14 protein-coding genes are annotated in these 13,819 nt (G+C 65.5%); 8 read left to right on the top strand and 6 right to left on the bottom strand.

Going from position 1 to position 13,819, the window contains the following annotated elements:
• Positions 1–17 precede the first annotated feature (17 nt).
• From G6N42_RS13255 to G6N42_RS13240, 4 genes are read right to left on the bottom strand one after another with little or no spacing between them, the layout of a single operon-like run.
• On the bottom strand, positions 18–1,490 hold the full coding sequence (locus tag G6N42_RS13255; RefSeq protein WP_163730008.1) for an adenylate/guanylate cyclase domain-containing protein: 1,473 nt from the start codon (positions 1,488–1,490) through the stop codon (positions 18–20).
• A 13-nt stretch (positions 1,491–1,503) separates the two neighbouring features.
• Positions 1,504–1,806 carry a hypothetical protein gene (locus tag G6N42_RS13250; protein ID WP_163730007.1) on the bottom strand — a complete coding sequence of 101 codons (303 nt, stop codon included), beginning with the start codon at positions 1,804–1,806 and terminating at the stop codon, positions 1,504–1,506.
• A 13-nt stretch (positions 1,807–1,819) separates the two neighbouring features.
• Entirely contained in the window at positions 1,820–3,310 is a 1,491-nt protein-coding gene (locus tag G6N42_RS13245) for a class I adenylate-forming enzyme family protein (protein ID WP_163730006.1), read from the bottom strand.
• Positions 3,307–4,140, bottom strand: a complete 834-nt coding sequence (locus G6N42_RS13240) for an SDR family oxidoreductase (RefSeq protein ID WP_163730005.1) — start codon at positions 4,138–4,140, stop codon at positions 3,307–3,309. Before G6N42_RS13240 ends, G6N42_RS13245 begins: the two co-directional genes overlap by 4 nt.
• Before the next feature lie 202 nt (positions 4,141–4,342).
• Between G6N42_RS13240 and G6N42_RS13235 the strand changes: the two genes are divergently transcribed.
• The 4 genes from G6N42_RS13235 (at position 4,343) to G6N42_RS13220 (ending at position 8,430) form a co-directional block, all read left to right on the top strand.
• Positions 4,343–5,932: a methylmalonyl-CoA mutase family protein gene (locus tag G6N42_RS13235; protein WP_163730004.1), complete on the top strand. Its 1,590-nt coding sequence runs from the start codon at positions 4,343–4,345 to the stop codon at positions 5,930–5,932.
• A 65-nt stretch (positions 5,933–5,997) separates the two neighbouring features.
• Entirely contained in the window at positions 5,998–6,387 is a 390-nt protein-coding gene (locus tag G6N42_RS13230; RefSeq protein ID WP_163737454.1) for a cobalamin B12-binding domain-containing protein, read from the top strand.
• A 28-nt stretch (positions 6,388–6,415) separates the two neighbouring features.
• Positions 6,416–7,372, top strand: a complete 957-nt coding sequence (locus tag G6N42_RS13225; protein ID WP_163730003.1) for an LLM class F420-dependent oxidoreductase — start codon at positions 6,416–6,418, stop codon at positions 7,370–7,372.
• A complete protein-coding gene (locus G6N42_RS13220; RefSeq protein ID WP_163730002.1) occupies positions 7,369–8,430 on the top strand; it encodes a CaiB/BaiF CoA transferase family protein in 1,062 nt (353 codons plus the stop codon). Before G6N42_RS13225 ends, G6N42_RS13220 begins: the two co-directional genes overlap by 4 nt.
• Here the strand turns inward: G6N42_RS13220 and G6N42_RS13215 are convergent.
• Entirely contained in the window at positions 8,418–8,726 is a 309-nt protein-coding gene (locus G6N42_RS13215; protein WP_163730001.1) for a 2Fe-2S iron-sulfur cluster-binding protein, read from the bottom strand. The genes G6N42_RS13220 and G6N42_RS13215 overlap by 13 nt on opposite strands.
• A 115-nt stretch (positions 8,727–8,841) precedes the next feature.
• On the opposite strand from G6N42_RS13215, the gene G6N42_RS13210 reads away from it, so the two are divergent.
• From G6N42_RS13210 to G6N42_RS13195, 4 genes are read left to right on the top strand one after another with little or no spacing between them, the layout of a single operon-like run.
• Complete coding sequence (locus G6N42_RS13210; protein ID WP_163730000.1) at positions 8,842–10,239, top strand: class I adenylate-forming enzyme family protein; 1,398 nt, start codon at positions 8,842–8,844, stop codon at positions 10,237–10,239.
• Complete coding sequence (locus G6N42_RS13205) at positions 10,224–11,036, top strand: acyl-CoA dehydrogenase family protein (protein WP_163729999.1); 813 nt, start codon at positions 10,224–10,226, stop codon at positions 11,034–11,036. The genes G6N42_RS13210 and G6N42_RS13205 overlap by 16 nt, the downstream gene beginning before the upstream one ends.
• Entirely contained in the window at positions 11,023–12,111 is a 1,089-nt protein-coding gene (locus tag G6N42_RS13200) for an acyl-CoA dehydrogenase family protein (protein ID WP_163729998.1), read from the top strand. The genes G6N42_RS13205 and G6N42_RS13200 overlap by 14 nt, the downstream gene beginning before the upstream one ends.
• Before the next feature lie 33 nt (positions 12,112–12,144).
• Positions 12,145–12,912, top strand: a complete 768-nt coding sequence (locus tag G6N42_RS13195) for an enoyl-CoA hydratase/isomerase family protein (protein ID WP_163729997.1) — start codon at positions 12,145–12,147, stop codon at positions 12,910–12,912.
• Positions 12,913–13,015: 103 nt separating this feature from the next.
• Here G6N42_RS13195 and G6N42_RS13190 read toward each other — a convergent pair whose 3' ends face one another.
• Positions 13,016–13,759 carry an SDR family NAD(P)-dependent oxidoreductase gene (locus tag G6N42_RS13190; protein ID WP_163729996.1) on the bottom strand — a complete coding sequence of 248 codons (744 nt, stop codon included), beginning with the start codon at positions 13,757–13,759 and terminating at the stop codon, positions 13,016–13,018.
• Between the last annotated feature and the right edge of the window lie 60 nt (positions 13,760–13,819).

Raw genomic sequence — 13,819 nt, 5'->3', positions numbered from 1 at the left:
CCGTTTGCGACGAGGACCTAACCTGCGGGCTCCTCTCGCACCGGTACCGAGATGTCGGTCGGGATGGTCCGCCCCCGAAGCACCTCAGAGCCGCGGACGACCCAGTGCTCACGTTCGTCGTCGCTCGCTTGCGCGAGTGCGGCACCAGAGCAGAGCACCCGATCGTCGAAGTCCTTGGCGAGATCGGCGAGTCGCGCGGCCTCGTTCACGGCGTCGCCGACGACGGTGTATTCGTAACGGTTCTCGGCACCGATGTTGCCGGCGAACACCGGCCCGGCCGATATGCCGATGCCGAAATCAACCGGGAGTCTGCGTAGTTCGGCACCCAGAGAGCGGGCGGTCGCGAGTGCGGCGGAAGCGGGATCGTCGGTGCGCAACGGTGCACCGAAGACGGCGAGCACTGCGTCGCCCTGAAACTTGTTGACCAGTCCATGGTTCTCATCGACATGAGCGACGACCATCCGAAAGAACTCGTTGAGCACCGACGCGACCTCATGTGGCTCGTGAGTCGCCGCGAGCTGCGTCGAGCCGACAAGATCAATGAACAGAATGGCGGCATTGCGTTCGTCACCCGACAGCGATTCGTTGGCGTCGATCGCGCGGCGGACGACCTCTTCGCCGACGTGCCTGCCGAACAGATCGCGTAATTGTTCGCGTTCGCGTAATCCGGCGACCATCCGGTTGAATCCACTTTGCAATCGCCCTATTTCGGACCATTCGTAGACGTCGAGGGACTTGTCGAGCTTGCCCCGCTCAACCTCGGCCATGGCGTCGACGACCTGACGGAGTGGATCTGAGATCGAGATCGACACCAGGATCATGGCCCGAAGTCCGAGCACGACCGCGACGAGCGCGAGCACGAGGAGGGCCAGTTCGACGGGTGTGTTTTTCGAGATGATCCATCCGTTGGACCTCATCACCAACAGGCTCGCGATCGCGATGCCCGGTAGCGCGGTCGTGACCGCCCACATGATCAACAACCTGGCACGCACACCGGGTGCGGTGGTGGGCGTGATCTCGCTGAAATCCCTTGTGACACCGGCGAGCAGCGGGCGCAGCGTGCGGAGGGTGAACAGAAACCCGGTGCAGACAGTCGCGATCGTGCCGAAGATGATGGCAGACGCGACCACCACCTGTAGTTCCGCTGGGGCACCGAGGTTGAGCGGAATCATCACCGCAGCCCCGACGATCCATGGTGCTGCCGTGATCGCCGATTGGCGGCGCAGCATCTTCAACGCCAGCCGGCGTTCGTCGTCGGTGGGTTCGCGGATGCCGAGCCATTTCAGCGACGGTGCGACGATACGTACGGCCCCGATCGCCACAATTGCCGTACCGATCACGATCACCGCCGCCGCGGCGACGGTGATCACGGGTGTGGCCCGAGCATGGCCGGTCAATGAGATGACCAGGGCGGTGACCTCGGCGGTCGTCAGGAGATAGGCGGACGTCAACCCCGCTGCATACCGGATCAGCAGCCTGCGGGGCTTCACATGGCCGAAGGTATCAGTCGCTCGCGGGCAGCGGCTTGGCTTCTTTCAGTGACAAAGCCGTGTCGCCGACCGACAGGGTGCCCGCCCCCGCCTTGGTCACGAGGACCTCGGCGCCGGACTCGTCGACGTAGCGCTTACCCATCGCATTGCCCTCGGAGAATGCCGGATCGATTGCGGCGTCGGCGGACTTCTCGCTATCCAGCGGCACCATCGGCACCCCGCCCGCGCGCAGATCGTCGAGGCTGTCCGCGCTGCGCACGACGATCACCTGGGTGTCGCAGACTTGGCTCTGCAGTCGCGTGCCGTTCTTGATCATGTTCGGCTCCTTGCTAATTCGAGGCTGTCAGTTCTTGGACCAGTTCGCGGCGCAACACCTTGCCGGTCGCATTGGTCGGCAGTTCGTCGCGGAAGACAACGCGGTCGGGTGTACGCGATCCGCGCAGTTGCGATCGAACGTGCTCGCGCAACTCGTCGGGGTCGGGGTTCGCGCCTGCCGCCGGGACCACCACCGCGACGATGATCTGCCCCCACTGCGGATCCTCGGGCCCCACCACCGCGCAGTCATGCACCAAGGGGTGTTCCACAAGGACGTCTTCGATCTCGGCCGGCGCGATGTTCTCTCCGCCGCGGATGATCGTGTCGTCCGACCGTCCGCCGATGAAGAGGTAGCCGGCGTCGTCGAGCATGGCGACGTCCTTGGTGGGGAACCAGCCGTCGGCGTCGAGCACGGAACCGATCTCGGCGTAACGGCCCGACACCTGGTCGCCCCGGACGAACAGCTCACCGGTTTCGCCGGGCCCGACGACCTGGCCGGCTTCGTCGCGGATCTGTACCTCGATGCCGGGGACCGGCTGACCGACCGAGCCGAGTCGACGGGTGACCGTCACATCGGTCGAAGCCATGGCGTCTCGGTGATCGTCGGGAGTGAGCACCGCGATCGTCGAACTGGTCTCGGTGAGTCCGTAAGCGTTGACGAAACCGACATCGGGTAACAACCCAAGTGCTTTGCGCACCAACGGAAGTGCGACCTTCGAGCCGCCGTAAGCGAGGTTGCGCAGGCTGGGCAGCGCGACCGGCTCCGCTTCGAGGGCCGAGATGATGCGGTCGAGCATCGTCGGCACAACGGTCGCAGACGTGACCCCCTCGTCCCGCACGAGGCGCACCCACTCGGACGGGTCGAACTGCGGCAGGTACACCATCTTTCGGCCGGCATAGAGGTTCGAGAGCGCCGCGCTGACCCCCGCGATGTGGTACGGCGGTACACAGATCAACGCCGCATCATCGGGTGCGGCCCCGTCGAACTCAACCGTTCCGGTGATGTAGCTGGTCAAATTGTTGTGCGTGAGTTCAACCGCTTTGGGCCGCGACGTGGTGCCCGAGGTGAACAGCACGACGCCGACGTCTTCCGGGTCGGGAAACTCGGCGGCCGGCTCCGCAGTGCGGGCGGCGGCGATGAATTCCTCGGATCCGATGACCTGCTTACCGGCGCCTGCGACGACATCGAGGTACTCCGCGTCGGCGACGACCAGCGGCTGCGGCAGACGGTCGATCAGCTCGCGCAGGCCGTCGGCGCTCAGGCGATAGTTCAGCGGTGTGAACGTCGCCCCCGCCCGCGCAGAGGAGAACAGCAGCAGCGGGAGCATGGCACCGCCAAGGCCGACGTAGGCGACGTGCGATGTGCCGGCCGCCGCGATGACGCCCGCCCCACCGTCGGCGAGCTCGCTCAGTTCAGCTGTCGTAAGCCGCATCTCACCCGACACCAGCGCGGTGCGGTCCGGGTTGGTTGAGGCTGCCATCTCCAGCAGCAACGAGATGCTCATGATTTGTCGACGAAGATATCAAGGATGGGGTCGTCCCCACCGCCATAGCCGGACAAGTCGGTCAGGCCGGCCGATGCCAGCGCGTCGACATCGATGAAGCACTGTCCGGTGACATCGGCAGCCGGGCGGGAGAGGATCGCGACCGCCGCGTCGGCCATGATCCGCGGGTCACGCGACCTGGCCAGCATCTCCTGGAAGCCGGGCGAGTTGGCGACCGCGGCGGTGGCGATGTACGTCTCGGGCCACAGGCAGCTGAAGCCGATGCCCGTGTCGGCGTACTCCGCCGCCCAGCCCAGCGACAACAGCGTCATGCCGTACTTCGACAGCGTGTACGACGGGTGCGCGCCCAGCCAGTGCGGGTTCATGTTCAGTGGCGGAGCCAAGGTGATGACGTGCGCGTTCGGAGACTTGCGCAGGTGGGGCAGCGCGGCCTTGGTGAGCAGGAAGGTGCCCCGGACGTTGATGTCCATCATCAGGTCGAACTTCTTGGCGGCCAGGTCTTCGGTCGGTTCGGTCGCGATGGCGCTGGCGTTGTTGATGACGATGTCGACACCGCCGAAGTGTTCGACCGCCGCATCCACAGCGCGCTGCACGTCCTCTTCCTTACGGACGTCACCGACGACCGCAATGCCCTTTCCGCCCGCGGCCTCGACGTCGGCCACGGCGGTGTGGACGGTGCCTGGCAGCCTGGGATGGGGTTCGGACGTCTTCGCGAGAAGGACGCAGTTGGCGCCCAGCTTCGCTGCGCCCAGCGCGATCGCCAACCCGATGCCGCGGGAACCGCCTGACACCACGAGCGTGCGGTCGGTGAACGGTGACGGGCTCGTCATGGGCCTCCTCTGGATGCGCAGTCCCAGGATTCTACCTGGATTCTAATGGAACGGTAGTGACGTTCTCATTCTAGGCAAGTGCCATAATCGCTGTTTACTGGGCCTTCGGTCGCATTGAAGGGGGACTCGTGGGTCCCTCCCACTGCACGTTTCCAGTGTGCGGTATTGGCATTCTCATTTTTTGCAAGTACGTTATCGAGTGATGACTCCGCCATCTGACCTGCCTGTACAGACCCCCTCCGGCATCCCGCTCGAGCCCATCTACGGACCGGCCGACGTGAGTGGTGAGCCCCCCGCGCCTGGCACCTATCCGTTCACGCGCGGCAACTTCGCCAGCGGGTACCGCGGCAAGCTGTGGACGTTCCGGCAGTATTCGGGCTTCGGCACGGCCGAAGAATCCAACCGCCGCTATCGCTACCTGCTGGATCAGGGTGGCACCGGACTGTCGGTGGCGTTGGACCTGCCCACGCAGTGCGGCTACGACTCCGACGACGAGGAGTACGGCGAGGAGGTGGGCCGCGTCGGTGTCGCCGTGGACACCCTGGCCGATGCCGAGATCCTGTTCGACGGCATCCCGCTGGACAAGATCAGCACCAGCTTCACGATCAACGGCACCGCGGCGATCCTGCTGGCCTTCTACGTGGCGGCCGCGGAAAAGAAAGGGGTGCCGCGCGAGAAGCTCACCGGCACCATTCAGAATGACATCCTCAAGGAATACGCGTCGCGCGGCACCTGGATCTGGCCGCCGGAACCGTCGCTGCGGTTGATCGCCGACACGATCGAGTTCTGTGCCGCCGAGGTCCCGCGCTTCAATGCGATCTCGGTCGCAGGGGCTCACTTCCGCGACGCCGGCGCCAACGCTGTGCAGGAGATGGCGTTCACCCTCGCCGACGGCGTTACCTATTGCGACACCGTCGTCGAGCGCGGCCGGATGACCATCGACAAATTCGCCCCGCAGATCTCCTTCTTCTTCTACACCCACGGCGATTTCTTCGAGGAGATCGCGAAGTACCGGGCCGGCCGCCGCCGCTGGGCCACGATCGTGCGGGAGCGCTACGGCGCCAGCAGCGACAAGGCGTCGATGTTCCGGTTCGGCTGCGTGGCCGGCGGTGCGTCCCTGTATGCGCCGCAGGCCCAGAACAACCTCGTCCGGGTGGCCTATGAGGCGATGGCCGCGGTGCTCGGCGGGGTGCAGTCGATGTTCACCGCTGCCTGGGACGAGCCGTTCGCGTTGCCGAGCGAGGAATCCGCGACGCTGGCGTTGCGGACCCAGCAGATCCTGGCGTACGAGACCGGCGTCGCGAAGGTGGCCGACCCCCTGGGCGGGTCCTATTTCGTGGAGGCGCTGACCGATGCCACCGAGGAGAAGATCATCGAGATCATGCACGATCTCGAAGCGCACGGCGGCATGGTGCGCGCCATCGAGGACGGCTACCTACAGGGTCTGATCGCCGACGAGGCCTACAAGATTCACCAGGAGGTCGAGTCCGGGGAGCGGCCGGTGGTCGGGGTCAACAAGTTCGTCGTCGACGAGCCGCCGCCGGAGATCGCGACATACGAGCTGGACGCCGAGGGTCGTGACAAACAGCTCAAGCGGCTGGCGAAGGTCAAGGCCGACCGGGACGACGTCGCCGTGAAGGAAGCGTTGGCCGCCTTGGCGCGCGGCGCGGAGGGCGACGACAACCTGATGCACAGGCTGATCGACTGCGCAGGAGTCTATTGCACAGTGGGGGAGATGGTGTCGACGCTGAAATCGGTGTGGGGCGAGTTCCAGCAGCCGGTGGTGTTCTAGTGTCTGATTCCTCTCCCACCCAAGCCCACCCGGCATCCGCTCCCGCACAGGGCAATCCGGCGCGCGTGCTGGTCGCCAAACCCGGCCTGGACGGCCACGACCGCGGCGCCAAGATCGTGGCGCGCACACTGCGCGATGCCGGCTTCGAGGTCATCTACACCGGGATCCGTCAGCGCATCGAGGACATCGTGTCCATCGCACTTCAGGAAGACGTTGCCCTGGTGGGCCTTTCGATCCTCTCCGGTGCGCACGTAGCACTGACTACTCGCACCGTTGACGCACTCCGTGCAGCCGACGCCGGGGACATCGCCGTGGTGGTGGGGGGCACGATCCCCGAATCCGACGTGCAAAAACTGCTCGACGCCGGCGCCGCCGCGGTGTTCCCCACCGGCACATCGCTGGACACGCTGGTGCGCGACGTCCGGGCGCTGACGGAGAAGGCGGGACGGCTATGAGGCTCGGGCGGGCGAAGCGGGGTGGGCAATGAGACTCGGCGTGATGATCGGGGCTGAGCGCGGGGACATGGCCCGCAAGGTCAAAAAGCTCCTCGAGGACATCGAGTGGGCGGAGTCCGCAGGCATGGACACCGCGTGGATGCCCCAGGTGCCCAACGACTTCGACTGTCTGACCATGGTCGCCCTGATGGGCTCGCGCACGTCCCGCATCGAACTGGGCACCGCCGTCGTACCGTTGCAGGCACAACATCCGATCGCCCTGGCGCGCCAGGCGCTTTCGGTACACGCGGGCACCGGTGGACGGCTGGCGCTCGGCGTCGGGCCGTCGCACCACTGGATCGTGCGCGACATGCTCGGCATCCCCTATGAGAAGCCGGCCGCGTATACCCGCGATTATCTCGAGGTGCTCAACGCCGCGATCGCGGGTCCCGGCGACGTGGACGTCGAGAACGACAACTTCACCGTGCACAACCCGACCGTGCTCGCCGCCGAGCCGCCGATGCCGGTGCTGGTGTCCGCGCTTGGACCGGTGATGCTGCAGATCGCGGGGGAGCACGCGGATGGCACGGTGTTGTGGATGGCCGACGAGAAGGCCATCGGCGAGCACATCGCGCCGAAGATCAACAAGGCCGCCGCGGAGGCAGGAAGGCCCGCACCGCGAATCGTCGCCGGGATTCCGGTGTGCTTGTGCGCCAACTCGGAGATCGACGCCGCCAAGGACCGCGCGAATCGGATTCTGGCCGAGGCGGAGACCTCGCCGAACTATCAGCGGCTTCTGGATCGTGGCGACGCACGCGACGTGGGCGACCTGACCGCCGCCGGTGACAGTGAACAGATTCTGCGTCGATTCAAAATGTTCGCGGATGCCGGGGTGACCGATCTGTCGGTTCGCCTGCTGCCCATCGGTGAGAACCGCGATGAGCTGATCGCCTCGAAGTACCGGACGCGTGAGGTGATCGCGGAACTCGCCAAGGCCGTGCGATGACAGGAGGCCCACCGCTGGCGGGCATCCGCATCCTGGAGGTCGGCGTCATGCTCGCCGGCCCGTACGCGACGATGCTGCTGGCTGATCTCGGCGCCGAGGTGATCAAGATCGAGCCGCCCGGCGGGGAGATCTCCCGCCAGGTCAGTGACAGCTATTTTGCAAGCCTCAACCGCAACAAGCAGAGTGTGTGCCTGGATCTGCAGTCAGACGAAGGACGCGCCCGTCTGGGTGACCTCGTCGCGAATTCGCATGCGCTGCTGGTCAATATGAAGCCGTCGGCGATCAAGCGGCTGGGCCTCACCTACGACGCGCTGCGACCGTTCAACGACCGAATCGTCTGTGTCGCGTTGACGGGGTTCGGGCTGAACGGCGGCGACGACCCAGCCTTCGACTATGTCATCCAGGCGGCGACAGGCGTGGCCGCGATGACGGGCCATCCCGACGATCCGCCGACCCTGCCGGGTTACTCGTCGGTCGACAACTCCACTGGGCTCGCCGCGGCCCTCGGCCTGCTTGCGCAGATCGTCTCGGGGCGCGGTGGACAGGTGGACGTCTCGCTGCGCGACGTGATGCTGTCCCAGTTGAACTATCGCGCCTCGGCGTACCTCAACGACGGCGCCGAGCCACAACGCTATCCGTATGGGGCGCACTCGTATTACGTTCCAGCGCAGCTATTCGAAACTGCCGACGGATACCTGGCGCTGTTCATCACGCATGACGCTTTCTGGAAGTCGTTCGCCACCGAGGCGGGAATCGAGGGCTTCACCACGATGGCCGAGCGGGCGGCGCACCGCCAGGAGGTGCTCGCCGTCGTCGCCGCCCAGCTCGCAACCGACAGCGCTCTTGGGTGGGAGGCCAGGCTGCGTCCGCTGGGCATACCGGCCGCCGCGGTGCGCACGCTGCCCGAGGCGCTGGAGGCGACCCCCGAAGTCGTGGTCACCGCAGGGGATTTCAAGTTGGTGCGCAGCCCGATCCACATCGACGGGTACCACCCCGAATACCGGCCACCCCCGCGCCTCGACGAGCACGCCGAGGCGCCGACGGCTCAGTCGTCGTAGGTGAAACAGACCGAATCCGTGTCCGGAATGGCTTGGCAGGTAAGTATGTATCCGTCTTCGACTTCATCTTCCTCGAGCGCGTCGTTGACACGCATCGTGGCCTTACCCTCGACCAATTTGCCCATGCAGGTGCCGCAGTTGCCTGCTTCGCAGGAGAACGGCGGAGAGAGCCCGGCGCGCCGCGCGCTCTCAAGGAGAGTCTCATTGGCGACCCGTCGAACCGACGCCGTTTTTCGGTCGAGCACGATCGTCACTTGCCCGTCGTCGGGTGAGCCCGGGACCGGTTCTGCCGTCATCAAGCCTCTCCTGGCACATCGGTTCTGAGAATTAGAGAATACCATTCTCTTTTAGTGATACGCTATTCTCGATTCTTGATTCACATCGTGCCGTAGCGGCGAGTGAGGACAGGCTGTGGGTGAGGCGATCGCGCTCGCTTTCGAGGAGCGTGAATACACGCTGCCCGAACTCGATGCCCTGGCCTGCGGTATGGCCACGACTCTCGAGCATCGCGGAGTACGGGCGGGTGACCGGGTCGCGGTCATGTCGTCCAACCGACCCGAGTTCGTCGTCGCACTCCGGGCCGTCTGGCTGCTGGGCGCTGCGGCCGTTCTACTCAGCCCGGCCTGGAAGCGCACCGAGGTCGAACACGCGCTCACGTTGACCAATCCCGCGCACGCCGTGGGAGACCACCCGGTGCTTGCCGAGTGCATGCCGATGCTGTCGTTGGACGAGGCGATCACGCCCGCGTCGCGACGCTTCGGTACGCCCGCACCGGAGAGCGATGCGCTGTTCGTTTTCAGCTCAGGCACCACCGGGATGCCCAAGGCGGTGCGCCATACTCATGCTTCGTTTGCGGTCGCGGTGCAGCACTGGCGCGATGCGCTGGGCTTGTCGTCGGCGGATCGCATGCAGATCATGACGCCGCCGTCGCACATCCTGGGGCTCCTCAACATCGTGATGGCGCTCGAGACGGGCGCCTGGATTCGGCTGCACCGGCGGTTCGATATCGACAGCATGTTGCGGCACATCGAGTCCGATCGGATCACCATCGAAATGGCCGTGGCGCCAATCGCTCTGGCGCTGGCCGCGCATCCCGATCTCGAGAAGTACGACTTGTCGTCACTACGGTACGTGATGTGGTGCGCCACACCGGTCACCGAAAGCATCGCCGAGGCGGTCAGCCGCCGTACCGGCGTGAGCTGGGTGACCGCCTACGGCGCGAGCGAACTGCCGGTCATCTCGTGCAACGACATCACCGGCGCGCGTCTGGATACCGTGGGCCGAGCGGTGCCGGGTGTGGACCTGCGAGTGGTGGCACTGGATTCCGGTCAGGCGGTGGCGCCGGGTGAACTCGGTGAAATCCAGGTGCGATCGGGCTCCGCGATGGCCGGGTACCTGCCGGATTCGGCTACCGCCGGGGCGTTTTCGGACGGCTGGTACCGGACCGGCGATGTCGGCCATCTCGATGCCGAAGGTTGGCTGCGAATCACCGATCGGTCCAAGGAAATGATCAAGGTTCGTGGCTTTCAGGTCGCGCCCGCCGAGATCGAGGCGGTACTGCATGGCCATGCTGCGGTGGAGGATTGCGCCGTGTTCGGGGTCCCCGACCCGGCCAATGGAGAGGCGATCGTCGCCGCGGTCAAGACGGCGGGTTCTGTCGACGCCGATGAGCTGGTCGCGCTGGTCGCCGAGCGACTCGCGTCGTACAAGCGGCCCAGTCAGGTCGTCTTCGTGGACGAGATTCCCCGGTTGCCATCAGGAAAGGTGTTGCGTCGAGTGTTGAAGGAGCGTCTGTGGACGTCCGTCTGACTAGTGAACAGCAACAGCTGCGGGACGCCGCAGCCAAGCTTGCCGATGATCTGGGGCCGGGCTCGGTCGCAGATCTCGACGACCGGGCACGGATCGCGCGCCTGGAGAAGGCGGTGGACGCCACCGGATTTCGTACCCTGCGCTCGGACGGCGCATCCGGTGTCGAGGTGGCCATCGTCGCCGAGGAGTTCGCACGCGGACTCGTTGACGTCCCCTTCCTGGGACCGGTGCTCGCCGACGACCTGAAGGCGCATGGTGTGCAGGTGCCGACGAGGTCCGACGAACAGGAATCCGTCGATCTGACGAGAAGCCTTGCCGGAGTGGTCGAATCACCCGCCGAGCTCGGCGAGCTGTCGGAAGAGGACGCCGGGCGGTGGCGCGCACTGGCGCTCACCGTCACCTGCGCCGACCTCGTGGGCGCAGCGCGTGGCGCGCACGCGCTGGCGTGCGAATACGCGAAGGTCCGCGAGCAGTATGGCGCGACGATCGGCTCGTACCAGGCCGTCGGCCACCTGCTGGCCGAAAGCCTGGCTCTCATCGAAGGGTCGATCAGCGTGCTACGCCACGCCGCATGGGCGGTCGACGAGTTGCCGGCGGTCGAAGCCATCGAAGCGGCGCGGGTGGCAAAGATCTACTGCGCGCGTGCGGCATTGACCGTCTGCGAGACCTCGATCCAGGTGCATGGTGGCATTGGTAACACCTGGGAGTGCCTCGCCCACATCTATCTACGGCGCGTGCTGGCCGCCACCGAAACGTGGCCCGTCAAGCTGGAGGAGCTGACCATTGGATTTCCGTGATTCGACGGAGGAGGCGGCGTTCCGGGAACGGTTGCGCGGCTGGCTGACCGAGCAGAAGGGCAAGTTCCCGACATCCGGTGACGAGTACTGGGCCGCGCAGGGTGCCTGGCATCAGGCGCTGTACGAGCAGGGCTTCTTCGGCACGTCCTGGCCGAAAGAGTACGGGGGTCAGGACCTGCCCCCGGTGTACGACGTCATCGTCGACGAGGAGATCGCGAAGGCCGGAGCCCCGGCGCGCCCCAGCCTCGGGTATCTGGTCGTCGCGTTCGGGCATCACGGGAGCAAGGAACTGCAGCAGCGCTTCCTGCCCGGCATGATCAACGGCACCGAAAGGTGGTGCCAGGGCTTCTCGGAACCGGGCGCCGGTTCGGACCTCGCGTCGCTGACCACCACGGCCACCCGCGACGGTGACGAGTACGTTATCCACGGTCACAAGATCTGGACGAGCTACTCCGACGTCGCCGACTGGTGTCTGCTACTGGCGCGCACCGACAAGGATGTGCCGAAGCACCGTGGACTCTCCGCGTTCGTCGTCTCGATGCATCAGCCCGGCGTGGAGCAGCGGCCATTGAAGATGATCAGCGGCGTCACCAAGGAATTCGGTCAGGTGTCCTTCGACGGCGCCCGGGTGCCCGCCGAGAACTTGGTGGGCAGCCTCGGTGAAGGCTGGAAGCTCGCGATGACCGTCGTCAGCCACGAACGCGAACCGTCGACCCTGGGCTTCTCCGCCCGCTACGGGAAGCTGGTGCGCCAGTTGGCCTCCCGGACCGAAAGTAGTACGCCGGAAGAGTTGTCGTGGGCGTGGGTGCAGACGGAGATGCTGAGGCTGCACGTGCGTCGGCGGTTGTCCGAGCAACTGGACGGCATCACCCACGGGCCGCAGGGGTCGTTGGACAAGCTGTTGATGACGTGGGTCGAGCAGTCCGTCGGCCATGCGGCGCTGGCCACCGTCGGTACGAGCGATCCCGAACTGTTCGGCGCGTACATGTACAGCCGCGCGCAGAGCGTGATGGGCGGAACCTCACAGATTCAGAAGAACATCATCGCGTCGCGCATTTTGGGGCTGGGCGTGTGATGAGCGCCTGCGCGAAGAACGGAAGGCACTGAAATGTATGGAATGCCAGATGAAATCGATGTCAAGACCGACGGCGGTCTCCGCATCATCACCCTGAACCGGCCCGACGATCTCAACGCCGTCAATGACCCGCTGCATGTGGGTCTGGCCAAGATCTGGGAAGAACTCAACGAAGATGTCGGTGCGCGCGCGGCGGTGATCACCGGTGCGGGCCGCGCCTTCTCGGCGGGCGGGGACTTCAACTATCTGGACGAGTTGCGCAACGACGAAGCCCTGCGCCAGAAGACGATCAAGCACGGGCGCGATCTCGTCATCGGCATGATTCGGTGTCGCATCCCGGTCATCGCCGCTGTCAACGGTCCGGCGGTCGGGCTGGGCTGCAGCCTGGCGGCCCTCTCGGACATCGTCTACATGGCAGAGACCGCGTTCTTCGCCGATCCGCATGTGTCGATCGGACTGGTCGCCGCGGACGGCGGTCCGCTGGTGTGGCCGTCGCAGATAAGTCTGTTGCAGGCCAAGGAGTTTGCCTTCACCGGGATGCGGATCAAGGCCGCACGCGCGCTCGAGCTGGGGATGGTCAACCACGTCGTCGAAGACCCGCTGGCCGAGGCGATCGCGTGCGCGAAGAAGGTCATGGAATTGCCGCAGCAGGCGCTCGAGAGCACCAAGCGGTTGATGAACATACAGCTCGAGAAGGCGGTGATGGCGTCGCTGGACTACGCGAACCTGTCCGAGTACGTCTCGTTCGGGACCGCCGACTTCAACAAGATCGTGGACGGGCTGATCGCCAAGGACAAGTAGCTGATCATCCCCAACAGCCGCGAGCGACCGTGTTTGTACGCAACACGCCGTTATTCGACGGCATTTTGCGGTCGCTCGCGGCTAGCAAGCGTGGGCTCTCGCGCTACGAAGTGATCAGTTCTTCGGAGCGCTGGATCGTGCCCGTGATACCGCCGGCGTCCTGCTGAGCCAGCAGCACCGCGGCGTCGGCCATCGCCTCGGGCGGTTCGACCATCTCCGGCGGTATCTCCACACCACCGCCGCCGGCCTGCCACCCTTCGGTGAGCACGACCCGCGACGGGCTCAGACAATTCACAGCGATGTTGTCCGGCTTGAGATCTGAGGCCAGACCCAGATACAGCCGCTCCACCGCGGCTTTCGAAACCCAGTAGGCGTTGGCGCCGTGGTCGATCATGCCGACGCCGGTCGTGGTGATCGCCATCAGTGAGCCGCCGCCGCGCGCTCTCACATGCGGAACGACGGCCTTGGTCACCAGGAACACCCCGGTGAGGTTGACGTTGAGGCACAACTGCCACCGCTTTAGCGGCGTTGACTCGATCGGGCCGAGCCACAGCACACCGGCGTTGGCGACCAGGATGTCGATACCGCCGAACTCAGAAACCGTTGCGGACACCGCATTCTCGACCGACTCTTCGCTGGTGACGTCGCATTGCACAGGCAAGGCGCGGCCACCTGCTGTTGTGATGCGCTCGGCGACGTCATGAATCGTGCCCGGCACCTTGCCCTGTTCCTCGGAACGCGCTGCGACCGCGACCGCGGCCCCCTCCCGGGCCAGCGCCGCGGCAACAGTCGCGCCGATGCCACGGCTGGCACCTGCGACGAAGGCGACCTTGCCGGTGAGCTGCATACGGCCGCCCTTCTTGCAACTGACACTCTCTCAGTCAGAGAATATCATTCTCGTATCTGT

Origin of the sequence: Mycobacterium gallinarum, from assembly GCF_010726765.1 — a bacterium.
Lineage (GTDB): Bacteria > Actinomycetota > Actinomycetes > Mycobacteriales > Mycobacteriaceae > Mycobacterium > Mycobacterium gallinarum.
Note: the sequence above shows the minus strand (reverse complement) of the source record. Positions and strands in the feature narration are given on the sequence as shown.

Bases quoted from the DNA above. Each gene is read 5' to 3' on its own strand.
- G6N42_RS13190 (WP_163729996.1), bottom strand. From the start codon at position 13,759: ATGCAGCTCACCGGCAAGGTCGCCTTCGTCGCAGGTGCCAGCCGTGGC.
- G6N42_RS13235 (WP_163730004.1), top strand. From the start codon at position 4,343: ATGACTCCGCCATCTGACCTGCCTGTACAGACCCCCTCCGGCATCCCG.
- G6N42_RS13240 (WP_163730005.1), bottom strand. From the start codon at position 4,140: ATGACGAGCCCGTCACCGTTCACCGACCGCACGCTCGTGGTGTCAGGC.
- G6N42_RS13220 (WP_163730002.1), top strand. From the start codon at position 7,369: ATGACAGGAGGCCCACCGCTGGCGGGCATCCGCATCCTGGAGGTCGGC.
- G6N42_RS13245 (WP_163730006.1), bottom strand. From the start codon at position 3,310: ATGAGCATCTCGTTGCTGCTGGAGATGGCAGCCTCAACCAACCCGGAC.
- G6N42_RS13225 (WP_163730003.1), top strand. From the start codon at position 6,416: ATGAGACTCGGCGTGATGATCGGGGCTGAGCGCGGGGACATGGCCCGC.
- G6N42_RS13195 (WP_163729997.1), top strand. From the start codon at position 12,145: ATGTATGGAATGCCAGATGAAATCGATGTCAAGACCGACGGCGGTCTC.
- G6N42_RS13215 (WP_163730001.1), bottom strand. From the start codon at position 8,726: ATGACGGCAGAACCGGTCCCGGGCTCACCCGACGACGGGCAAGTGACG.
- G6N42_RS13250 (WP_163730007.1), bottom strand. From the start codon at position 1,806: ATGATCAAGAACGGCACGCGACTGCAGAGCCAAGTCTGCGACACCCAG.